The organism is Faecalibacillus sp. (assembly GCF_047023275.1).
Classification (GTDB): Bacteria; Bacillota_I; Bacilli_A; order Erysipelotrichales; family Coprobacillaceae; genus Faecalibacillus.
This window is the reverse complement of record NZ_JBKYAR010000018.1, coordinates 15,977-38,603: the sequence shown is the minus strand read 5'-3', so window position 1 is coordinate 38,603 and position 22,627 is coordinate 15,977. Positions and strand designations below refer to the sequence as shown.

Here is a 22,627-nt window from a genome sequence, read left to right as displayed (position 1 = left end):
TAAATAAAAAAAGCAGTTACCCCTGCTTATTTCATATTAGCAAATCTTTCCACTGCTTTTGTAAAATTTTCTATTGTTTGATCAACATCTCCATGTTCAATTCCATCTTTAACACAATGTTTAATATGTCCTTCTAAAACAATTTGACCAGCCTTATGAAGTGCCGATTTAGCAGCATTGATTTGGGATAAAATATCTTCACATGGAATATCTTCATCAATCATACGATCTATTGCTTGTACCTGACCTATAATTTTTTTTAATCTTCTATGTAGATTATCAGAATCCATACATTGTTTCATTAATAACCCTCCTATAATAAAAAAACTTATTAAAAATAAGTTATCTTTATTATGGTGCGGCCGACCGGACTTGAACCGGCACGACATAAGCCATAGGTCCCTCAAACCTACGTGTATACCAATTTCACCACGGCCGCATCTAACATATTTAATTTACCACATTTTGATGATAAAAACAAGACGACTATTTGTTAGTCGTCTTCATTTTTAATAAATCATCCAAGTTATATGGTGTATTTTGATATACATAATAGTTAAGCCAATTAGAAAATAATAAATAAGCATGGCTACGCCATTTAACTAAAATTTCATCATTAACATCATCATTTTTATAATAGTTTTTAGGCATTACACAATCTCCACCTTTAGCTAAATCACGATGATATTCTTTATCTAATGTATCAGGATCATATTCAGGATGTCCAGTAACAAAAAATCTTGATCCATCTTTTTCAGCGACTAAGTATACTCCTGCATCTTCTGAAGAAGCTAAAATATCTAATGAATCTATTTTTTCAATATCTTCTTTCTTTACAGATGTATATCTTGAATGAGGTGCATAAAATTGATAATCAAAGCCTCTTAGGATACGTCTTTGCATTTTATCTGGATTTGTATGATGATGATAAACTCCTGTTAGCTTTTCTTCAAGTTGGTATTTTTCAACACCATAATAATAATATAAAGATGCTTGAGAAGCCCAACAAATAAAGAATGAAGAAAAAACATTTGTATTGGCCCAATCAAAGATTTTTGTAAGTTCTTCCCAATAGTCTACATCTTCAAATTTTAATTTTTCAACAGGTGCCCCTGTAACAATTAAACCATCATATTTGTTATCTTTAATTTCATTAAATGTTTTATAAAATTCCATTAAATGTTCTTGTGGTGTATTTTTAGAATTATGACTTTCCATACATAACCAATCTACTTCTATTTGTAATGGTGTATTAGAAAGTAATCTTAATAATTGTGTTTCTGTAACAATCTTAGTTGGCATAATATTGACAATAATTAATTTTAATGGACGAATTCTTTGTGACAAAGCTCTTGTTTCATCCATAACAAAGATATTTTCTTCTTTAAGTATTTTACTAGCTGGTAAATCATTTGGTATTTTTATTGGCATATGTAAACTTCCTCTCTATGAAAATGAAATAAATTCATTAAATATTTTTAATATATAAGCATCTGACATTCCTGATAAATAATCTACAATACTTTTAGCCATTGCATTAGAATCATGTTCAAAATCATAAATAATATGATTTTGATACAATGGATTTCGATTAAAATGTTTCATTTGACTATATTTTTCTAACCAATGCATATATCCTTGAATTGTTAGAGGATATTTTTTTTGATCTTTCTTTAAAGCCTCTAAAACATTTATGTGATAATCATTTGCTATCTTATCATATTTATATAAAAATTGAAAAATAGAATTTAAAATAAGTTGTACATAATTTGTATGTATTTCAACACGATCAATAAGATATATATTTTGATAATTAAATTTCATAATATACTTCATCACTTCAAAAGCTTCATCTGATAAACAAATACCTTTTTCAAGAGAAGAATTTTGACAAACATCTAGAATAAAATAATTAACAATTGTTCCATTATTAATAGCATCAAAATGTGTTTTTGTAAGTTTATTTAAATGATTTCTTAAATCTTCTACAAGTTGTTCATCAATAATATTTAAACGTAACGCATCTTCTATATCTCTAGCAAGATAAGCAATTTTATCTGACATTTTAACAACACATCCCTCCCAAGTATAAGGATTATATTGTCCTGGATATAAATAATCATTTAAATCAATATATTCATCTCTTTTAATAATTGCTTTTTGATTCATTTCTCCGCAATGAGAAATGATGCCATCTCTTACAGCATATGTTAAATTTAAATTTCTACGAATATGATGATCATCTTCTAATGTTTCAATTTGATCTACAAAATATAAACTATTTTTTTCATGCCAAAAATCTGGTAAACCATGTTCTTTAGAAATTTGATTAATAATTTTTTCTCCACCATGACCGAACGGTGCATGACCTAAATCATGACCAACAGCAATAGCTTTTGTAAGTTCAGTATTTAATCCTAAATAATGAGCAATGGTATAACTTACAGAATCAACTAAATTAACATGCTCACTTCTTGTACAAACGTGATCATCTTCAACCGCAAAAAAGACTTGCGTTTTATGTTTTAATCTTCGATATGCTAAAGAAAAAATAATACGATTATAATCTCTAGAAAAAGGACTTCTTAAATCATTTTTTCTTTGATATAATGTTTCATTTCTTGAGATTGCTTGTTGATATTGAGGATGATTTTCATTCATCGATTCTTTTAAAAAACTATTTTTTGACATTTTTTATACCTCGCTTTTTTATTATATAAAAATTAAAAAAAAAGATAAAGAAAAAGATTATCTTTCGATAATCTTTTAAAATTTCAAGAATCTTCTAATTGAAACAAAACTTCCGATCAAACCTACTCCAGCACCTAAACCAGCTAAAATAAATGAGAAATTTCTAATAAATGGCATTGGTGCTTTTAATACAAGCATTGATGACATCAATGAACCACCTGTATAGCTATATAACGCTCCATAGCCATAAATAAGAACTAAAATTGGAATAATGGCACCAAATAAACCTATAAGCATTCCTTCTAACATGAATGGAATACGAATATACCAGTTACTTGCTCCAACCATTCTCATGATTGAAATTTCAGTAGAACGCGCAGTAATTGTGATTTTAATAGTATTAGAAATCATAAATAAAGCAACAATAATTAATCCTACAATAAAAACTGAACCAGCTTTTTGAATAGTATTCAATGTAGAAACCATACTTTGAGTAGAATCTCCACCATAGTTAACAGAGTTAACATTTGGAATATCTTGTATTTTTTTAGCTAAGCTTGCAAGTTTTGTTGGATCTTTAGCTTCTACTTCATAAGCAGAACCTAATGGATTATCTTCACGATAAGATTCAAATAATTCTTTACCATCTTTACCTTGTTTATCAATAAGTTTATTTAATTCTTCATCTTTTGATGAATATGTAACAGAACCAACACCTTTAATTTTTTTGATTTGAGTTCCTACTTCTTTTTCAGCATTTTCATCAATAGATCTTTCCAACTTAACATAAATACGAACACCATCTTCAATATTAGCTGAAATATCTTGAACATTTAACGCTAAAACACTAATAACACCAATAAGTAATAAAGTAATTGTTACGGCAAAGATAGAAGAAAAAGACATAGCACCATTTCTCCATAAATTAACCAGCGATTCTTTAAAATGCTTTGGTAAATTCTTTATACAACTCATTAATTCTTTCATTATAAATCATAACCTCCTAAAGATGTATCTGCATTAATGCAACCATCTTCCATTAAAATTGTACGTTTTTTATGTTCTTGAACAATTTTTTGGTCATGAGTAACAACTAAAACAGTTGTTCCTTGTTCTTCATTGATACGCATTAATACATTAATAATTTCTTTTGAAGTTTCTGGATCCAAGTTACCAGTTGGTTCATCAGCAATCAATACTTTTGGACGATTAACAATTGCTCTAGCAATAGCAACTCTTTGTTGTTGTCCACCTGATAATTCATGAGGAAAAGCATTGACTTTATCTTCTAAGCCAACAAGTTCTAATGTTGCTCTAACACGTCTTCTGATTTCTACACGTGGTGTATCAATAACTTCTAAAGCATAAGCAACATTTTCAAATACAGTTTTTTTAGGTAATAATCTAAAATTTTGAAAAACGACACCAATATTTCTTCTAAAATAAGGTACCTTGCTATTCTTGATTTTAGAAACATCTTGACCAACAACTTCAACTGTTCCTGAAGTTGGTTTTTCTTCACGATATAATAACTTAATAAAAGTAGATTTTCCAGCACCAGTTGTACCGATAACATATACAAATTCGCCAGGTTCAATTGTAAGATTTACATCATTAAGTGCTCTTACTCCTGTCTTATAAATTTTTGTAACATTTGTTAGTTTTATCATTTTCTATTCAACTCCCAGGAGTATTATAGCACAATTTGTAGCTTTTGTTTGAATATTGAGTCTATTAATTATGTTTTTTCATGTTATAATATGTTTATTGAAGGAGTGGCTAAATGAAAAGAATATGCCCTAGATGTAACAGTGAATTATCTACAAATTGTTATGTAAAAGATAAAGGAATCAATACTTTAAGTTATTTAGAATTAATTATTAAAAATGATCAGTTTAGTAAAGAACATAAAGAAATTAAATCATGTTATTGTAAAACATGTGGTTATGTAGAGCTTTATGTAGATGTTGTTTCTCAAAATCAACAACTACATAAAGATGATGATTTAAACACTTTAAGACAAAGTGTTAAACAATATGCTATTGATTATCATCAACGTATGGAACTAGAAAGAAAAAAAGCTGAAGAAAAAGAAATTTTAGATAAAAAAAGAGAACTTGAACTTCTTAATTATCGATTACGTATACAAAATGATAAAAAAAAGAAACGTAAAAAAACACTACGTAAAACTCAACTATTAAAAAAAGTGCTAAGAAAATAGCACTTTTTTTATAAATCTATATTAGGCAATGTAAAACCTCTTCCCCTTACATTATGTGTTTCATTACTAATAATGAATGCTGCCTCATCTATTTTTAATATTTCATTAGTAAGTGTTACTAATTCACGACGACTAACAACAGACATAACTGCATACATGTCTTTCTTTTTATACCCTGTCGTAATATTCATTAGGGTACATCCTCGATCTATTTGATCATATAACATATCTTGAATTTCATTCCATTTTGGTGAAATAACTAAAACTTGTATTTTAGATTCACCTAATAATATCATTTTATCCATAACTAAAGCAGTAATTAAAACAACCAAGATTCCATAAAGAATTTGTTCAACATTAGAAAAAGGTACTTGTAATGCTAAAATAACACAATCAAAACCATTAATAAGCACAGTTGTAGAAATACCTGTTTTTTTATTTAAAACCAATGGTGGTATATCCATACCTCCAGTACTCGCTCCCATTCTTAAAACAAGACCTAAGCCACCACCTACAAAGATTCCAGCATAAACAGATGATAATAATAAATCACTTGTTAGATGTGTTACTCCTGGTGTATTTTCAAAAACTGTTAAAAATGTTGGGAAAATAATTGTACTTAGTAATGTTTTTGCCGCAAAATCTTTTCCTAAACAGAAATATCCGATAATGAACATTACAATATTGATAGCATAAACAACTAATGATAATGGTATTCCTGTTATTTGTTTAACAATTAAACCAAGACCTGAAGCACCACCAACAATAATTCCATGAGGCGTAATAAAAGCACAAATTCCAAAAGCTAAAATAGCATTACCAATTATAATAATTGCTATTTCTAAAAACTTTTTAAATAATTTATTCTTCATGATTTTCCTCCTGTATAGAGGATTTTAAATAAGCATAAATAAAATCATCTAAATGTCCATCTAAAACATCTTTAGGATTGTTTGATTCATATAATGAGCGATTATCTTTTACAAGAGAATATGGATGTAAAACATATGAACGAATTTGTGAACCCCAAGCGATTTCTTTTTGTTCACCTTGTATTTCTTTTAATTCTTTTGCTTGTTTTTCTTCCATTAAAGCAAATAACTTACTTTTTAACATAATCATTGCTTGTTCTCTATTTTGAATTTGACTTCTTTGACTTTGACAAGTGACCACTGTTCCCGTTGGAATATGTGTAATTCTTACTGCAGAATCAGTTTTATTGATATGTTGTCCTCCAGCTCCACTTGCACGATACGTATCAATTCTTAAATCTTCAGGTTTAATATCGATTTCAATCGTGTCATCTAATTCAGGAATAACATCAATAGATGCAAATGAAGTATGTCGTCTTTTAGACGAATCAAATGGAGATATTCTAACAAGTCTATGAACCCCTTTTTCAGCTTTTAAATGTCCATAAGCATATCTACCTTTAACCAAGAAAGTAACTGATTTAATTCCAGCAACATCTCCATCTAAATAATCTAAAACTTCTATTTTAAAATTCTTTGATGAACAGTATCTTTGATACATACGATAAAGCATTTCTGCCCAATCTTGACTTTCAGTTCCACCGGCACCTGGATGAATTTCTACGATTGCATTAGCGGCATCATATTTTCCAGATAAAAGAAGTATTTTTTCAAATTCATTTAATCTTTGTTCAAAATCTTGATAATCACTTTCTAAAATTGTTTGAAATTCTTGATCATCTGTTTCTTTAACTAACGAATAGGTTTCGTCTAATGAGTTCAATGATTGACAAAGACTTTCATATTCATCTGTTATTTTTTTCATATCATTTAACTCATCATATATTTTTTTGGCTTTGTTTGTATCATCCCAAAAACCATCTTGCATTGTCTGATATGAAAGACCTTCTATTTCTCTTAATTTTTCATCAATATGTGCTGATTTTTTATATTCGTCTATTAATAAATGGGCTTTATCAAGCCCATTTTTTATTTCATATAGTTCCATTATTTAAATTCTACTTCTAATTTTAAATGTGGAATACTTTCTTCAGCCGAACTTCCAGGACGAATACCCATATGCACAATATTTTTAGAAATCATATCAACAATAGAAAGTTTCATTTGTTCAAACATATAGAATGCTTCTTCTGTATATTCAGAAAGTGGATTCTTTTGTGCATATGCACGTAAATAAATACCATTTCTTAATTTAGTCATTGCATCAATATGATTGATCCAAGTATAATCAATAACTCCTAATAAAACACTTCTTTCATAATTAACAATTTTTTCATGATCAATATCTTTATTTAATCTCATTTGATATTGAGAGAAACAAATTTCAGTTAATGTTTCTAATAATTTCTTAGGATCATTTTTCACAACATCTTTATTTTTAGCTTCAATTTCAGCAAGTAACATATAATTTTTAGCTACAAAATCTAAAACAGCATCAACATCAACTTCATCATGTTTACCATGAGTTGTACATCTATTGATTGTCATTTCAATTGCTTGATTAAACATACCCTTGATAATATCATCCAAATTATCCAATGACATGATTTCATCACGTTCTTTATACATAATTTCACGTTGTTGTCTCATAACATCATCATATTCAAGAATATGTTTACGTGAATCAAAGTTTTGACCTTCAACACGTCTTTGAGCATTTTCAATAGCTTTTGAAACCATCTTATTTTCAATAGCCATATCATCATCTAAATAATTACTAAATGATTGTAATTTTTCACCAGCAAATCTTTGCATTAATTCATCATCAAATGAAACATAGAATACTGAATAACCAGGATCTCCTTGACGTCCAGAACGTCCACGTAACTGATTATCAATACGTCTTGATTCATGTCTTTCAGAACCAATAACTGCTAAACCACCAATTTCAGCTACACCTTTACCAAGTTTAATATCAGTACCACGACCAGCCATGTTTGTTGCAATTGTAACTGCACCTTTTTGACCAGCTCTAGCAATAATTTCTGCTTCTTTAGCATGGTTTTTAGCATTTAATGTGTTATGTCTAATTCCTCTTTTATCTAACATTTTTGATAAAATTTCTGATGTTTCAACAGAAACAGTCCCAATTAAAATTGGTTGACCATAAGCATGTCTTGCTTCTACTTCATCACATAATGCTTTGAATTTATTTGTTTTTGTAGAATAAATTTTATCATTTCTATCATCACGAATAACAGGTTTATTTGTAGGAATTTCAATAACACGCATGTTATAAATCATCATAAATTCTTCTTCTTCAGTTTTTGCAGTACCAGTCATACCAGCTAATTTATTAAATAATCTGAAGAAATTTTGATATGTGATTGTTGCTCTTGTTTCAGTTTCTTCTTTGATTGGTACACCTTCTTTAGCTTCAATTGCTTGATGTAATCCATCAGAATAAGCACGTCCTGGCATCACACGTCCAGTAAATTGATCAATAATCATAATTTTAGCATTACGAATATCTCTTGTACCATCTTCTGTAGCAATCATATATTCAACATCACGAGTCATTGCATAGTTTGCTTTTAAAGCTTGATTAATATGATGAACTAATGAAGTATGTTGAATATCATATAAGTTATCAATTTTAAATCCTTTTTCAGCTTTTTCGATTCCTTTTGGAGTTAATGAAACTGTTTTAGTTTCAACATCAACTTCATAATCTTTTTCAGCAATTAAAGATTTAACAAAACGATCTGCTTGTAAATATAAAGCAGCAGTATTTTTCTTTCCACCTGAAATAATTAATGGTGTTCTTGATTCATCAATTAAAATAGAATCAACTTCGTCAATCAAAGCATAATTAAGACCTTTAACTAATACTTTATCTTCCATTGAAGTTACCATATTATCTCTTAAATAATCAAAACCTAATTCAGCATTTGTTGTATAAGTAACATCACAACCATGTGCTTCTTGTTTTTGTTGAGGTGTCAATTCTCTTTTATTTAAACCTACAGTTAATCCTAAAAATTCAAAAACTTTACCATTATTTCTAGCATCACGTTCAGCTAAATAATCATTAACTGTAATAACATGTACACCTTTTCCTGTTAATGCATTTAAATAAACTGGGAAGATAGATGTTAATGTTTTACCTTCACCTGTCTTCATTTCAGCAATATCACCATTATGTAATGCAATACCACCCATTAATTGCACTTTAAATGCTTTTAAATGAATTTGACGCCATGCTGCTTCACGAGCAGTTGCAAAAGCATCTACTAAAATATCATCTAAATCACTACCATTATTCAATTTTTCTTTTAAAACATTTGTTTGATTCACTAATTCTTCATCAGACATTGCACTGTATTTGTCTTCTAAAGAAAGAATTTCTTGAGCAATCTTATCTAACTTTTTAAGTTGTTTTCTTTCATCATCAAAAACACCTTTGATTTTTGTAACAAATCCTTTTTTAGTTTTTTGTGGTGTTGTAGAAAATGGAATAACTTGCCCAGTATATTCTTCATTTTTGAAATCTTCTACATGTATATCTTCACCTTGTTGATCTTGTAAATCAACAATATTTTTTGCTGCTTCAACATCGATTCCTAATTTAGCGTTTCTTTTTTTAATTTCTTTTCTTATTTCTTGCTTTCTACTAGCCATACATACACGCTCCTTTTACGCTTGTAATCGAACTTAATTATATCAAATAATTTCGATTATTAAAAGTAAAATTTAATTGTATATACATAAAATAAAAATCTAGAGGGTTTCTCTAGATTTTTACAACATGTTTTGCTTGCATACCGCGTTCACTTTGGTACAATTCAAATTCAACTAATTCGCCTTCATTAAGCGTCTTATATCCATTTTGAACAATTTGGCTATAATGAACAAAGATATCTTTTCCTTCTCCTCGATCAATAAATCCAAATCCCTTTTCGGCATTAAACCATTTGACTCTTCCTTGCACTTTCATCATCCTTTCCTTGTCTATTTCAGTATATTGAATATTTTATAAAAAAGTTATTATTTTCATTCGACAAATAAATTTTACATGTCTTTTAATGTAAAAAAATGTCCTTGTTATTGTCAAATAGTAACTACTATTCCATATATATGTTGAAAAAGCGATAAAAAACATTTTTAGCATCAATAAAAGCTTACCCTGCTATTGGTTAGTGGTTTCTTGGGTGTCTACAATAGCAAGATTATTCTTTGAAATAATCAAGATGTGGGCAAGCTAGTACCAATGCTTTTATTTTTTTAGGATGATATCTTTCTACTTGTTGAAATGCTGCTTGTAAAGTATTTGATGATGTTATAACATCATCAAATATTAAAACATTCTTTTTAAAAAGAAATGTCCCATCTTTGATAGATAATACTTTTTTTATTTGACTTCGATCGCTTTGTTTTGTTTGTTTGTATTCTACTTTTTTATACAAACCTGTAAAAACATGTTGAGAAAATATCTTTGCAATTTCTACATTTGGACAAAAGCCTCTTCTTTCATTATCTTTTTGACTACTAGGAATAACAACGATTATATAATTTTTATATAGTCTTTTTAACTCTTGAAATTGTTCAATAAAGCAATCTTTTAAAGCATAATCCCCTAATGCTTTATATTGATAAAGTAATTGTCTAAAGAAATCATTATATTCATAGAGTATTTTAACGCTATATCCTTTAATTTTTACATCCTCGTCAATTATTTGGAATTTCTTTATGCATTTTATACAAATAGCAGATTCATTCACTAAGTGAAAAAGATCTTGTTTTTGATTTAACTCTTCATGGCATATGCGGCATTGCTTCGCTTGATATCCTCTATACACTGTTTAATAGCTCTTGTTTGCCTATTTGTATAAATAAGAATATTTCCACTAGTATAAGGTATTTTTCGACCTGCTCGACCAGCAATTTGAATAAGAGTTTCTTTATCAAAAAGAGGATGTTCTCCATGTAAAATAATAACTTGTACATTTTCAACAGTCATTCCTCTTTCTAAAACTGTTGTACATACAATAACATCTATTTCATGGGTTTGTAGTTTTTCTAGAGAATGTTGAATATTCTTGTCTTTAGATGTTGCACACTGACTTTTAATGAAAAATAACTGGAGATATTTTTGTATTTGTCTTGTCTTTTCTATACTCGCAACAAAAAGAAATACCGGCTTTTTTTCTTTTTGATACTTTTTTAATTGATAAATGAGATGACATAAAATCATTGAATTTGTCATTACTTTACATTTTGGCAATGGTAAAGGTTGTTGATGAAATCTTTTTAAAATTTCTACATCACCTTTTTCAACCGTTGCTGACATCAATACATAATTTCCTTTTATACTATTCATTAATATATTTTCTAAAACTTCATTATGATAATATGGAAAAGCATCATATTCATCTAAAATCAATAAATCAAAAGTTTGAGGATAACGGTACAGTTGATGTGTTGTACAAATAATAAACTGTCCATCTAATTGTCTACTATGTCCTCCATAAACAACTGTAGGTTTAATATTTAAAAATTGTTTTTGAATTCTCTTTGCTAATTCAATAACCAATTCCTTTCTTGGCATTGTCAAACACACATGATGTCCTAAATTTAATGCATATTCAATAACACCATATATCATTTCTGTCTTTCCTGCTCCTGTAACAGCCTTCAATATTGTATTTTGATGATTTTTATACCTTTCAATAAGTATTTTTGAAGTATTTTCTTGTTCTAAGTTTAATGAATAATTTAAATGATAGTATATTTTTCTTTCATTATTTATAGGTGGCATCTTTACTGTTTTTGTCGAAAAGGCAATACATTTTCGACAATAGATTCGTCCATTACATTCAAAGAAAAAACTTTCATCTTCATTTTGACATCTTTCACATTTCATCTTCTTCACCCACACTTATTTTAATATATTTCAAGTGATTTTTTGTCTCAAATTTGTGTCATATTTGTTTCATATTTGTCCTAAAACTTTTTTAGTAAATTCATTTATACAATTTTTAGAAATTGGAATAACTTGTTGATTAATCATAATGCAATTCATTCCTTCAATATGATCAATATGTTTTAAATTGACAATATAACTTCTATGACAACGATAAAAAGAACTATCTAGTTTAAAAGAAATTTCTTTTAAACTCATAGGATTCCTTTTAGAAGTATGCTTTTGATGAATCATAATATGATGTTGATAAGCCTCTATGTAAATAATCTCTTCAAAGGGTATTTTTTGAATTTGTTTTTTAAATTGATAAATAATATTTTTTTGACATTGCTGAAGATAAATTTGATCAAGTATTTTATATATTTCTTGATCATTAACCGGTTTTAATAAATAATGTGTTGCTTTTACTTGATAACTTGCTATTCCATAATGAATATTTCTTGTTTGAAAAACAATGGGAATTCTAGCATCATTTTTTCTAAGTATTTTAGAAAACTCAAAACCATTAATACTTATATCCAATTCTAAAAAAACAATATCACATATTTTTAAACATTTTGGTAATTGATAATAAAGTTCTTTATACCAATAAAAATGTACTTTTTGTTGATTACGTTTACTCCATTTTTCAATAATTATTTTTAAAGCCAAGTAGTCCTTTAAGTTATTTTCACCTATAAAGATATTCATTTTACCACCTCTTTATTAGTTTATATGAATTCTTTAATAAGTTTGTCTTTTAGAACAAATTGGACTAAAAAAATCGCCTAAGCGATTTTATTGGGCTATTCAAATAATTTAGGGGCCTCAACTTTGGGGGTCTACTTTAGGGGGCAACTTTAGGGGGATGAACTTCTAATAATTGCCATTGAAAAACAACAGCTAGGATTCTGGCTGTTGTTTCTTTTTATAGTTCATTTATCATTTATATTGTCTAGATACTATGAAAGGAACTATATGAATAATGATATCATGAAATTTTTAAACATTGAAGATAAAGACATAATTATCTCTAAGATTTTAATTGATGGAAATACTAAGATAATTTATTTAGAAAAGACTCTCAAAGTCGAATATTGCCCTGCCTGTTCTTCTAGAATGCATTCAAAAGGAAAATATATTAGAAAAATAAATCATCCTATCCTACAGGATGGCTATCAATTAAAACTTATTGTAACTCAAAGAAAATGGAGATGTACCAACCCTCAATGTAATCTTTACTTCAATGATCAGTTTAACTTTATTAGTAAATATAAACAGTCATCTAATATTACTCCTTATATGATCCTTAATGAAATGAAGAATATACATATCACTACTGCAGATGTCGCTAGAAAATATAATATTTCTGATACTTCCGTACATTATATATTTCTACAATATTTGAACATAAAACGTCTTCCTTTACCTGAAATAATTTCTGTCGACGAAGTATTTTTAGATATTGACTATAAGCATCGTTATGCTCTGGTCATTATGGATTTCAATACTCTAGAAATCGTTGATATCCTTCCCAACAGATGGGAGGAAACAACAAATGCCTACTTTTTATCCATTCCATTGGAAGAACGAAAAAACGTTAAATACCTTATATGTGATATGTATAACCCCTATATCAACTATACAAAACGCTATTTTCCTAACAGTATTGCTATCATTGACAGCTTTCATGTTGTTTCTTGGATCATAAGAAAGATAAATAACTATATCAACGATCTAAAAAAGAAATTCCAAATAAGAGATAAAAAGCTTTACGAAGACACTTGTATAAAAAATAATAAACCTATAGATTTTAAAAATATGCCAACATCTAAAGAGGTCTATCTTCTTAATAATTTTAAATGGCTCATATTACAAAATGTAGAAAATATAGACTATCAAAGTAATGTTAGATACAACCACAAATTAAAAGCTTATTTAAATACTTATGACTATGAAAAAATGTTTTTCCAATTGGACGATAATCTTATACAAATCAGACGTCTAAAAGAAAAATATATCGAGTTTAATAAAACCAAAGAAAGGAATCTAGAAAAAATCAATACTCTCTTAAGCTATATTATTGATTGTTATTCTCATTCAACATTAATCATGTTTAAAGAATTTCCTGAATTATTAAAAGATCATAAACAAGAAATCATCAATTCATTTATTTATATAACTGATAATAATGGAAATGAACGAAGACTATCTAACGGGCCTATGGAAGGATATAATAGGACTCCTAAAGATTTCAAAAGAAATTCAAGAGGATTAAGCAATTTTGAATATGCAAGAAGTAGATTGATTTGGGCTAACAGGAAAAACGAACCTATTTTAGCCACTCCTAAATCAAAAAAAGAAGTATATAAATTTAAAAAATAACTTGTTAAATGGTAAGCGACAAATAATTAAGCACTTATAAATAATAGAATAATTCAATACAATAAGGATGTACTAAACAAGGAGGTGCATCTTTATGATGAAAAAGACCAGGGAACAATGGAAAGAAGTTATAGAAGATCAAAAAGCAAGTGGACTGTCAATAGAAAAATACTGTCAACAGAGCCATATCTGTGTTTCCAGTTTCTATAAATATAAGTCACTGATTATTAAAGAAGAATCTTCTTTTCTTCCTGTCGTTGTTGATAAAGATGATGAAATGATTGATTTTGAAATTGATCATCATCATATTTCGTGTTCAAAGCAACATGTCAGAGTAATATTGGAGAGTCTGCTATGATTATCAATACCGATGAGATCAAAAATATCTATGTTTCCAAAAAATACTGTGATATGAGAAAACAGATTGCGGGTCTTTCATTGATTGTCACATCCGAATTTAAGATGAATGTTCTTGATCACAGTCTGTTTATCTTTACCAATGCTTCACGCAATCGAATCAAGATGCTCTATTATGAAGCCAATGGATTCTGGCTTTTTACCAGAAGACTGGAAAATGGAAAATTTAAACTTAAAATGCATGAAGAATCTGGTGTTCTGATGATTACTCCTCAACAGCTCAACTGGCTGATTGAAGGGTTGGAATTTGAAGACATGATATGTGAAAATACGGTTTCCAATCGTATTATTGTCTAGTATTTTATGGTATAATCTTTTGTGTTTTAAGGATGTGATGATCAATGAAAAATGAAGAAAGAATCAGTCAGCTAGAAGCAGAACTTGAAGCTAAAAACAATGTCATAGAAAGTCTCAAACAGGAACTGAATTATATTCATGAACAGCTTGTACTTTATAAAAAGACTCTCTATGGCTCAAGAACTGAAAAGACTGAAATTCCTAATCAGTTGACACTCAATATTTTTAATGAAGCTGAAACTGAAGAAACACCCATAAAAGCAGAACCTGAACTTCAGGTAAGGGTGTCATCACATTCAAGAAAGAAATCAAGAAAAAGAAATATTGATGATCTTCCTGAAACAGTTGTTGAACATGATATAGAAGATAAAACTGACCCTCGAACAGGGAAACCATTAAGACTTATTGGAACGAATGAAAGAAAAGAACTTGTTCATCATAAGGAATACTATGAAGTCATCAGACATGTTCAGTATGTCTACAGTGCAGATTATGATGAAGAAATAGAAACAACTCCAATGTATAAGGGTGATGTGCCAGCATCTGTTATTCCAAAGAGCTTTGCATCACCATCACTGCTTGCATCTATTCTGGATAAAAAGTTCAATCTGTCATTGCCGCTATACAGACAGGAAAAGGCACTTGAAAGAGTTGGAATCACGCTGTCAAGACAGACAATGTCCAACTGGATCATAAAGCTCTATGATCTTTATTTTCAGACATTTGTTGACTATATGCATAAGGAACTTCTCAAATGCAGCTATATCAATGCAGATGAAACAACCCTGGAAGTACTGGAACTTAAAAAAAGTGAAGGAAGACAGGACAGCTACGTATGGGTTTATAAAACAGGAAGAAGCGAAGAAAAGCAAATGGTTCTCTATCAGTTTGAAAATGACAGAAAACATGAAAGAGCGAGCAACTTCTTAGAAGGATATCAGGGAATTATACAAAGTGATGGCTATAAGGCATATTCAAATGTGGAAGATGTAAAAAACATGGGATGCTTTGCACATCTTAGAAGGAAGTTTGTAGAAGTCATGGATGTAGCACCAAAAGGAACAGAAATAAAAGAAACAGAAACATATAAAATGTATCAGATGCTTAACAAACTGTTCCACCTGGAAAAGGTATATGATAAAAAATACAGAAATGATTTTGATCGTATAACTGAGGAAAGAAAAAAGAATTCATTGCCAGTTCTTGATGAGTTCTATCAAAAAGTCAAAGCTGTCTATCCTCATTCAGTTGAGAAAACACATTTGCATACTGCTTTGACCTATGCCATCAACAATGAAAAATATTTAAGATATTACATAGAAGATGGACGTGTTGAAATTTCTAACAACTCAGCGGAAAGATGTTGTAAAGTCTTTGTCATAGGAAGAAAGAACTTTCTATTCAGTAACAGTATCAATGGAGCCAAGGCAAGTGGTGCGGCATACAGCATTATTGAAAGTGCAAAAATGAACAAGTTAAAACCTTATGACTACATAGAATACATACTTACAAAAATGGCAGGAAATAAATTAACAGAAAACATGCTGGAAGAAATCATGCCATGGTCAAAGAAATTACCAAAAACATTATATAGGGACAAAAAGGCATAGCGATATGTCCTTTTTGAGCATCAATTAAAAAACAGAATGATCCTATCTGGTTGGTTTTCATCCAGTACTTTTTATGCTCGTTATTTGACGCTTACGTTAAATGTATCTAGACAAAATTAAAGGAACAACCTATTTGATTGTTCCTTTAAACTTATTTTCTATGAATTTTTAGGTTGCCCCCTAAAGTGCCCCCTAACTTTCAACAGGGTTTTCTTAAAACCTCTAAAGTTGTCCCCTAAATAATTTGGCTTTCCCCCTAAATTATTTGGTTACCCTTTTATTGATTTTGATATACTTCTTTTAATGCTTTTTCTACACATTCAGGTACAAGACCTGTTAATGGTTTATGATAGCTTGCTATTTCTTTAACAACTGAAGATGAAATAAAAGAATGTGAAGGTTTAGTCATTAAATACATAATTTCAATTTGACTATTTAAATATTGATTTGATTGTGCATATTGTAATTCATAATCAAAGTCTGTTGTCGAACGTAATCCACGAATAAGAACTTGACCATTTACTTTTTTGACATAATCCATAAACAATTCATCTGTTGAATCTACAATTACATTTTTTAAATGAGCAGTTGCTTCTTTTAATAATTCTTTTCTTTGTTCAATTGTAAACAGTCCTACTTTTGTAGGATGAATTGCTATTGTGACATATAAAACATCAAATATCTTAGCAGCACGTTCAATAATATCTAAATGTCCATTAGTTACTGGATCAAACGATCCATTATATACAGCTATTTTTTTCATTATTTAAACCTCATAGTAAAAGATATTAAGAGCTGTAATACCATACTCTTTTCTTCTATTTAATTCCAAACCACTTATTTCTTTAAATTCTACTTCTTTTAATTCTTCAACAACAACACATGCTTGTGGATTCAACATTTGTTGATCCACTAAATATTGAAGAATATCATCAACAAGTCCTTTTCCATAAGGAGGATCTAAAAAAACATAATCAAATTTTATTCCTTTTTCAAATAAGTATTTCAATGCTTTTTTATAATCCATTTTTAATGGAAAACAATTTTCTAACTTCAAAAGTGAAAAATTTTCTTTAATTGTTTTAAATGCTTCATATTGATGATCTACACTATAAAGTACATCACATCCTCTAGAAATGGCTTCAATACCTAGTCCACCACTTCCCCCAAACAAGTCTAAAACAGTTCCTCCTTGAAAATAAGGACCAATCATATTAAACAAATTTTCCTTATTTTTATCAGTTGTCGGTCTTGTTAATTGACTTTTAGGTACTTTTAATTGTCTTTTTTTATATTTTCCTGCAATCACTCTCATAATTTATACCCTGATGTATCTAATGAATCACTAATATTTTCAAAAACTATTTTTGTTACTTCATCAAATAATTCATTAATTTTATAATAACTTTGATAATATTTTTGAATGTTTTCATTTTGAGACATTCTTTTTCTTATTTCATTTAATTCTTGTTTTTTTTCTGATAAATCAATATATTTTTCATATTTTTTTAAATCATCCAATTCTTTTAAAAGATTTTGATAATTTTCTAACAATTCTTTTGTTTCTTGATCTAATAATTTTAAAGATTGTTCTTTAAATTGGATATAACGCCTATCATCTTTAATAGCGTCTATTAAATCGTACACTGTTTCATTCATTGTAACATCTCCAACATACTCATAAGTATCGATATTCTTTCTAACTTTTCTAAAACTGTACTTTGTTTTTTTTGATGTATCTCATCTAATAAATCATCATACCTTTCTGGATATTGGCATAATATAACATACCAGTTTGGATGTTTGCGAATATATTCGAGAACATCTTGTTTCATAATTTTCCTTCTTTATTTTTATCTAATAAATTAGAAACAATTCCCAAAACTTTTTCTATTGATTGTAAAGATGAAGATAAAGCTTCTAAATCTAGATTCTTGATAATTTCTAAAACATTCATATTTTCTATAGGATGTTCTTTATATGGTTTAAAAAAGGCGTCATTTTCTCCATACATCGTATAGATTTCATATATTTCCTGCCAAGTATAACGATGATTTAACACATCCTCTTTAATACTTGGTATTGTCTTTAAAAAAGCTTTAAACTCTTTTAAATTATCCATCAAATCACCTAATATATCTTATGACATATTTATGAATGCGTGTCAGTTTTTTCTAATTGTTCCTTATTAAATTTAGAAATAATTGCCTGGGCAATACCGATAGCCATTAATGAAGCAATCGTAGAAGAACCACCAGCTGAAATAAGCAAAAGTGGAACACCTGTCATAGGAATCAATCCTGAAACACCACCTAAATTAACAAGTAAATGTAACATAAAATAAGAAGAAATTCCTATTAAAATAACTCTAGATTTATTATCTTGAATTTGATCAGCATATTTTAATAATCTAAAAATAATAATTGCTGTAGGAATAATGATCAAAGCCAAACCAAAAACACCTAATTCTTCATAGATAATAGCACCGATAAAGTCATTATGTGCTTCTGGAATATAATCATATTTTTGAATAGAATTTCCCAACCCTAAACCAAAAATACCACCATCAGCAAAAGCAATCAATGAATTGACAAGTTGCCATGAACTACTATAAATATTTTTTATTTCTAAAGGCTTTAACCAAGAATTAATACGTTGTAACTGATAGCTTTGTAAAACAGCAGTAATTAAAAATCCTAAAATAACAACTGATACTGCTAATGCAATCCAAACTAGTTTTTTATATTTTTTATAATAATCTCTTGGTGTTGACATAAAACAAATAAAACAAATAATTGCTAAAATAAGCGAACTTCCTAAATCTTTTTGAACAAATACTCCTATACCAAAAGCAAAAATCATTAAAGCAAGTGGTAACAATACACATTTTTTAAATTTATCTTTATAAAATTTACTTTTTAATTCAGCCGTTCTAAATTTTCCTTTTACAACAAAGGCTGAATCTGTTTCAGTAAGCATATAAGATAAAATAAGAACCATCGCAACTTTCATAAATTCAGCAGGTTGAACAGTAAAAGGTCCTAAATGAATCCAAGCATGAGATCCTTTTGTCGTCCAAAAAACACAACAACACATTGAAATAATTCCTACAATATAGATAGCTATAGAACTTCTATAATTGATCATTTTTAATTTAAAACCCTTTGTAAGAATCATCATTACAAAAAGACCTATAGCAACATAAATAGATTGTGTAATCATATTTTTTATTGCAAATGCTGTCCCTTTTGAAGAAACTGCACCAATAGATGCAGAACCAATCATTACGATTCCTAAACAAATTAACACAAAAACTGCAAAAAAGATTGGCTTATCAGCCCCTTTTTTTCTAAAAAAAGCTTTTATTTTTCTAGTCATTATAATTTAATCCAATCGTTTTCTTGACTTGCTTTAAATACTTTATAAATAGAATATCCAGAAATATTTTGAAATTCTTTATCAATTTGTTTTTCTTCACTTTTTGTTCCAACAACATTTTTAAATTTTCTATATGCATTTAAAAAATCAGCTTTACTTATTCCTTCTTCATAAGCTTTTTCTACTGCATTATATAAAGACATAACATCAATAATATCTTCTGTTGACCATGTATAGTCTAGTGGATAATTATAGTCCATTATTTACACCTCATTTCAGTAAAACATTATAACTTAAAAAACTATAAAAATAAATGACTTATGATAAATCCCCCATACAATTATTTGAAAACATAATATGGTAATAGTAAAGGAGGGATAAACAATGAACTGTGATTATAACTGTAATGGATATGTTAATAATCCATTTGGATGTGGCGGATGTAACACATGTGGCTATACACCTATCATGGGTGGATTCGGTTGCAATAATACAGGATGTAGCTGGTTTGCGATTGTTTTAGTCGTTTTTTTATTGTTAATCATTTGTGGTAATTCAAGAATTAGACCTTAGATATTTCAATCACCTCAAAATATGTTATAATAACCACGAATGAGGTGAAAAAAATGTTATTAATGAAAGATATTATAGATGATTCAAATGAATTAATTAGAACTGTATCAAAAGAGGTAGAACTTCCTTTATCTCAAGAAAATCATGATTTACTCATGAAAATGCATGAATTTTTAGTAGCAAGCCAAGACGAAGAACTTTCTGAAAAATATGATTTAAGACCCGCTGTTGGTATTGCCGCAATTCAACTTGGTATTCCAAAAAGAATGTGTGCTATTCATGTTTTAGATTATGATGAAGATGGAAATGTAACAAAATCTACTGATTATGCTCTAGCAAATCCTAAGATTGTTTCTTATACACCAAAACAATCTTATTTAAAAACTGGTGAAGCATGCCTTTCAGTTCCTGATGATGTTAAAGGATATGTCCCACGTCATGCAAAAATTACTGTTGAAGGGTTTGATGCTCTTACAAAAAAAGATGTAAAAATTGTTGCTCGTGGATTCTTAGCTATTTGTTTACAACACGAACTTGATCATTTCGATGGTGTTTTATATTATGATCATATTAATAAAGAATATCCATTAGTACCAATTGAAAATGCTATGGTTATTGAATAAATAAAAGGTTCACTTAGACAATGTCATTAAGTTAATATGACATAAATTCAATCAGAAGAAATATCAATCAGATAGATTCTTCTGATTTTTATTTTGTTGTAGCTAAAAAAGTGTCATTTTCATGACTTTTTAAAAATATTCTCGTTTTTATTGCATTATTGTTATATAATCTTTTCGACTAGTCAAATCTGTAGTTAAAATGGACAAATGTTTTTGATTTGACATTTCGCTCGTGGGATCTACCGGGTCGGATTGGCAGGATCTCTTTAACTATCAGATTCTCTAAAGATGGATTCTTTCCATCTTTTTTGTTTAGAAATTTTCTTATCAAATGGCATACTCTTGTAAAGTTTACCTGATATGTATATTTTCTTTTTTTCTTTGGTATCTTTATTTTTTGAACAATTCTTTGTGTTAAATTGTAAAGTGTAAGTCGAGCATAGATTTCTTGCTGGACAAGTTTTCTTTTCTTTGAATGAAGTGCGTTCAATCCAATGGCATACTTCACCTGTCTGAAAGATGTTTCAATCCCCCAACGTTTATTGTAGAGTTCTTTGATATCATCTATAGGAAATTCATCTCTGTCCAGATTAGTAATGATGCATTCATATGTATTTTCAGTGATTTTAAATCTTGCAATTCTGCAATTGAATTCATACCATGGATTATCCTTGGACATATAATCAAATCTCATATTTTTAGGACACCATTTGTAGTAATGAGGACATGCCATTACCATCTTTGTATTTTTTAATGTAAGGACCCTGCTTACATCTAAGTCAAATTCTTCATCAGGAAATGGTCCTAATGATCTGACCATACTTGTTTTTGAATGAATATCTTTTACCCTGATCAGATATTTATTATTGGACTTTACAACATGTTCAAAACCATTATAGGATTCATAACCTCTGTCGGCGATAAAGATAGCTTTATTACCTCGATAACGATCAACGATTTGACAGAAGGCATCGTTTTCATCCATTTTAACCTGACCTTGTATGATAAGGTCATCATAAGTGCATTCCAACAAATCATAGGAAGCATTTAAATGAAAAGCACTATATGATTTGCCATATTTATTACAGTTTCTAACAGTTGTTTCACCGTCTTGAAAAGTATTATCGATAGGAAGTTCACTTCCATCGACAGCTAAAAGGCGATAACCTTTAAAGAGCTTTTCATCATATGTTTCAGTATTGAAGGTATTGAAGATATGAAGAAAAGCTTCCATTTTAATTTTGCTTCGAGATTGTACAAAGGCAGAAGAAGTAGGAGTAGTCAAAGAGTAATCAAAAAATTTATAGAGTTCATCTTTTAAAGAACCATTTTCCATACAAAGGATAGAAGAGATGGTTGTTTTGAAATCAAGTTTACGAGAACGAATAAAATCAGTATCAGGGTTTTCACAAAAAAGAGAACGTGAATTATTCATATCATCAATGATGTGATATAAAATATTTTTTAAATGTTTATAGTTGTCCATAATAAGTACCTCCGACGATATCTATAAACAATAGGCCTATTATCAATAAAAG

27 protein-coding genes and 1 tRNA gene are annotated in these 22,627 nt (G+C 28.8%); 7 read left to right on the top strand and 21 right to left on the bottom strand.

Annotation, left to right across the window (positions count from 1 at the left end; translation table 11 throughout):
• Positions 1–26: 26 nt before the first annotated feature.
• The 6 genes from ACLVEP_RS07720 to ftsE form a co-directional block, all read right to left on the bottom strand.
• Positions 27–302, bottom strand: a complete 276-nt coding sequence (locus tag ACLVEP_RS07720; protein WP_318001301.1) for a metal-sensing transcriptional repressor — start codon at positions 300–302, stop codon at positions 27–29.
• Positions 303–354: 52 nt separating this feature from the next.
• Positions 355–439, bottom strand: a tRNA-Leu gene (locus ACLVEP_RS07715).
• A 47-nt stretch (positions 440–486) separates the two neighbouring features.
• On the bottom strand, positions 487–1,431 hold the full coding sequence (gene metA / locus ACLVEP_RS07710) for a homoserine O-acetyltransferase MetA (protein ID WP_318001300.1): 945 nt from the start codon (positions 1,429–1,431) through the stop codon (positions 487–489).
• Positions 1,432–1,446: 15 nt separating this feature from the next.
• A complete protein-coding gene (locus tag ACLVEP_RS07705) occupies positions 1,447–2,691 on the bottom strand; it encodes a deoxyguanosinetriphosphate triphosphohydrolase family protein (RefSeq protein WP_412583970.1) in 1,245 nt (414 codons plus the stop codon).
• A gap of 75 nt (positions 2,692–2,766) precedes the next feature.
• A complete protein-coding gene (gene ftsX / locus ACLVEP_RS07700; protein WP_412583969.1) occupies positions 2,767–3,678 on the bottom strand; it encodes a permease-like cell division protein FtsX in 912 nt (303 codons plus the stop codon).
• Positions 3,678–4,361 (bottom strand): cell division ATP-binding protein FtsE, encoded by a 684-nt coding sequence (gene ftsE / locus ACLVEP_RS07695; RefSeq protein WP_318000273.1) that lies wholly within the window; start codon positions 4,359–4,361, stop codon positions 3,678–3,680. Before ftsE ends, ftsX begins: the two co-directional genes overlap by 1 nt.
• A gap of 113 nt (positions 4,362–4,474) precedes the next feature.
• Between ftsE and ACLVEP_RS07690 the strand changes: the two genes are divergently transcribed.
• The gene (locus ACLVEP_RS07690; protein WP_412583967.1) at positions 4,475–4,912 is read left to right on the top strand and encodes a hypothetical protein; all 438 of its coding nucleotides are present in this window, start codon (positions 4,475–4,477) and stop codon (positions 4,910–4,912) included.
• A gap of 8 nt (positions 4,913–4,920) precedes the next feature.
• On the opposite strand, the gene ACLVEP_RS07685 is transcribed toward ACLVEP_RS07690, so the two are convergent.
• The 7 genes from ACLVEP_RS07685 to ACLVEP_RS07655 form a co-directional block, all read right to left on the bottom strand.
• Positions 4,921–5,784, bottom strand: a complete 864-nt coding sequence (locus ACLVEP_RS07685) for a YitT family protein (RefSeq protein WP_412583965.1) — start codon at positions 5,782–5,784, stop codon at positions 4,921–4,923.
• Complete coding sequence (gene prfB / locus ACLVEP_RS07680) at positions 5,774–6,892, bottom strand: peptide chain release factor 2 (RefSeq protein ID WP_412583963.1); 1,119 nt, start codon at positions 6,890–6,892, stop codon at positions 5,774–5,776. Before prfB ends, ACLVEP_RS07685 begins: the two co-directional genes overlap by 11 nt.
• Positions 6,892–9,525, bottom strand: a complete 2,634-nt coding sequence (secA, locus tag ACLVEP_RS07675; protein ID WP_412583961.1) for a preprotein translocase subunit SecA — start codon at positions 9,523–9,525, stop codon at positions 6,892–6,894. The genes prfB and secA overlap by 1 nt, the downstream gene beginning before the upstream one ends.
• A gap of 112 nt (positions 9,526–9,637) precedes the next feature.
• Positions 9,638–9,841 (bottom strand): cold shock domain-containing protein, encoded by a 204-nt coding sequence (locus ACLVEP_RS07670; protein WP_318000268.1) that lies wholly within the window; start codon positions 9,839–9,841, stop codon positions 9,638–9,640.
• A 232-nt stretch (positions 9,842–10,073) separates the two neighbouring features.
• A complete protein-coding gene (locus tag ACLVEP_RS07665) occupies positions 10,074–10,703 on the bottom strand; it encodes a ComF family protein (protein WP_412583959.1) in 630 nt (209 codons plus the stop codon).
• On the bottom strand, positions 10,652–11,767 hold the full coding sequence (locus tag ACLVEP_RS07660) for a DEAD/DEAH box helicase (RefSeq protein ID WP_412583958.1): 1,116 nt from the start codon (positions 11,765–11,767) through the stop codon (positions 10,652–10,654). The genes ACLVEP_RS07665 and ACLVEP_RS07660 overlap by 52 nt, the downstream gene beginning before the upstream one ends.
• A 69-nt stretch (positions 11,768–11,836) precedes the next feature.
• Complete coding sequence (locus ACLVEP_RS07655) at positions 11,837–12,517, bottom strand: LytR/AlgR family response regulator transcription factor (RefSeq protein ID WP_412583956.1); 681 nt, start codon at positions 12,515–12,517, stop codon at positions 11,837–11,839.
• A 267-nt stretch (positions 12,518–12,784) separates the two neighbouring features.
• Between ACLVEP_RS07655 and ACLVEP_RS07650 the strand changes: the two genes are divergently transcribed.
• From ACLVEP_RS07650 to tnpC, 4 genes are all read left to right on the top strand, one after another.
• Complete coding sequence (locus ACLVEP_RS07650; RefSeq protein ID WP_412582684.1) at positions 12,785–14,191, top strand: ISL3 family transposase; 1,407 nt, start codon at positions 12,785–12,787, stop codon at positions 14,189–14,191.
• A gap of 94 nt (positions 14,192–14,285) precedes the next feature.
• Positions 14,286–14,549, top strand: a complete 264-nt coding sequence (tnpA, locus tag ACLVEP_RS07645; protein ID WP_270470627.1) for an IS66 family insertion sequence element accessory protein TnpA — start codon at positions 14,286–14,288, stop codon at positions 14,547–14,549.
• The gene (gene tnpB, locus ACLVEP_RS07640) at positions 14,546–14,905 is read left to right on the top strand and encodes an IS66 family insertion sequence element accessory protein TnpB (protein WP_270470626.1); all 360 of its coding nucleotides are present in this window, start codon (positions 14,546–14,548) and stop codon (positions 14,903–14,905) included. The genes tnpA and tnpB overlap by 4 nt, the downstream gene beginning before the upstream one ends.
• A gap of 44 nt (positions 14,906–14,949) precedes the next feature.
• Complete coding sequence (gene tnpC, locus ACLVEP_RS07635; RefSeq protein ID WP_270470625.1) at positions 14,950–16,515, top strand: IS66 family transposase; 1,566 nt, start codon at positions 14,950–14,952, stop codon at positions 16,513–16,515.
• Between the two features lie 277 nt (positions 16,516–16,792).
• Here the strand turns inward: tnpC and coaD are convergent, their stop codons facing one another.
• The 7 genes from coaD to ACLVEP_RS07600 are packed head-to-tail and all read right to left on the bottom strand — an operon-like array spanning position 16,793 to position 20,153.
• Positions 16,793–17,278 carry a pantetheine-phosphate adenylyltransferase gene (gene coaD / locus ACLVEP_RS07630; protein WP_318000264.1) on the bottom strand — a complete coding sequence of 162 codons (486 nt, stop codon included), beginning with the start codon at positions 17,276–17,278 and terminating at the stop codon, positions 16,793–16,795.
• 3 nt (positions 17,279–17,281) lie between these two features.
• The gene (gene rsmD, locus ACLVEP_RS07625; RefSeq protein WP_412583954.1) at positions 17,282–17,830 is read right to left on the bottom strand and encodes a 16S rRNA (guanine(966)-N(2))-methyltransferase RsmD; all 549 of its coding nucleotides are present in this window, start codon (positions 17,828–17,830) and stop codon (positions 17,282–17,284) included.
• Positions 17,827–18,174 carry a YlbF family regulator gene (locus ACLVEP_RS07620; RefSeq protein WP_320096955.1) on the bottom strand — a complete coding sequence of 116 codons (348 nt, stop codon included), beginning with the start codon at positions 18,172–18,174 and terminating at the stop codon, positions 17,827–17,829. The genes rsmD and ACLVEP_RS07620 overlap by 4 nt, the downstream gene beginning before the upstream one ends.
• On the bottom strand, positions 18,171–18,350 hold the full coding sequence (locus ACLVEP_RS07615; RefSeq protein ID WP_412583953.1) for a YlbE-like family protein: 180 nt from the start codon (positions 18,348–18,350) through the stop codon (positions 18,171–18,173). Before ACLVEP_RS07615 ends, ACLVEP_RS07620 begins: the two co-directional genes overlap by 4 nt.
• On the bottom strand, positions 18,347–18,637 hold the full coding sequence (gene ylbD / locus ACLVEP_RS07610) for a spore coat protein YlbD (RefSeq protein WP_412583952.1): 291 nt from the start codon (positions 18,635–18,637) through the stop codon (positions 18,347–18,349). The genes ACLVEP_RS07615 and ylbD overlap by 4 nt, the downstream gene beginning before the upstream one ends.
• A 29-nt stretch (positions 18,638–18,666) precedes the next feature.
• Entirely contained in the window at positions 18,667–19,893 is a 1,227-nt protein-coding gene (locus ACLVEP_RS07605) for an FtsW/RodA/SpoVE family cell cycle protein (protein ID WP_412583950.1), read from the bottom strand.
• The gene (locus ACLVEP_RS07600) at positions 19,893–20,153 is read right to left on the bottom strand and encodes a UPF0223 family protein (RefSeq protein ID WP_412583948.1); all 261 of its coding nucleotides are present in this window, start codon (positions 20,151–20,153) and stop codon (positions 19,893–19,895) included. Before ACLVEP_RS07600 ends, ACLVEP_RS07605 begins: the two co-directional genes overlap by 1 nt.
• A gap of 124 nt (positions 20,154–20,277) precedes the next feature.
• Here ACLVEP_RS07600 and ACLVEP_RS07595 point away from each other — a divergent pair, with 124 nt between their 5' ends.
• Together ACLVEP_RS07595 and def are read left to right on the top strand one after the other, a co-directional pair.
• Entirely contained in the window at positions 20,278–20,466 is a 189-nt protein-coding gene (locus tag ACLVEP_RS07595) for a hypothetical protein (RefSeq protein ID WP_022002922.1), read from the top strand.
• Positions 20,467–20,519: 53 nt separating this feature from the next.
• Complete coding sequence (gene def / locus ACLVEP_RS07590; protein WP_412583947.1) at positions 20,520–21,089, top strand: peptide deformylase; 570 nt, start codon at positions 20,520–20,522, stop codon at positions 21,087–21,089.
• Between the two features lie 178 nt (positions 21,090–21,267).
• Here def and ACLVEP_RS07585 read toward each other — a convergent pair whose 3' ends face one another.
• Positions 21,268–22,575, bottom strand: coding sequence for an IS4 family transposase (locus ACLVEP_RS07585; protein WP_412583945.1), 1,308 nt, complete (start codon positions 22,573–22,575; stop codon positions 21,268–21,270).
• Between the last annotated feature and the right edge of the window lie 52 nt (positions 22,576–22,627).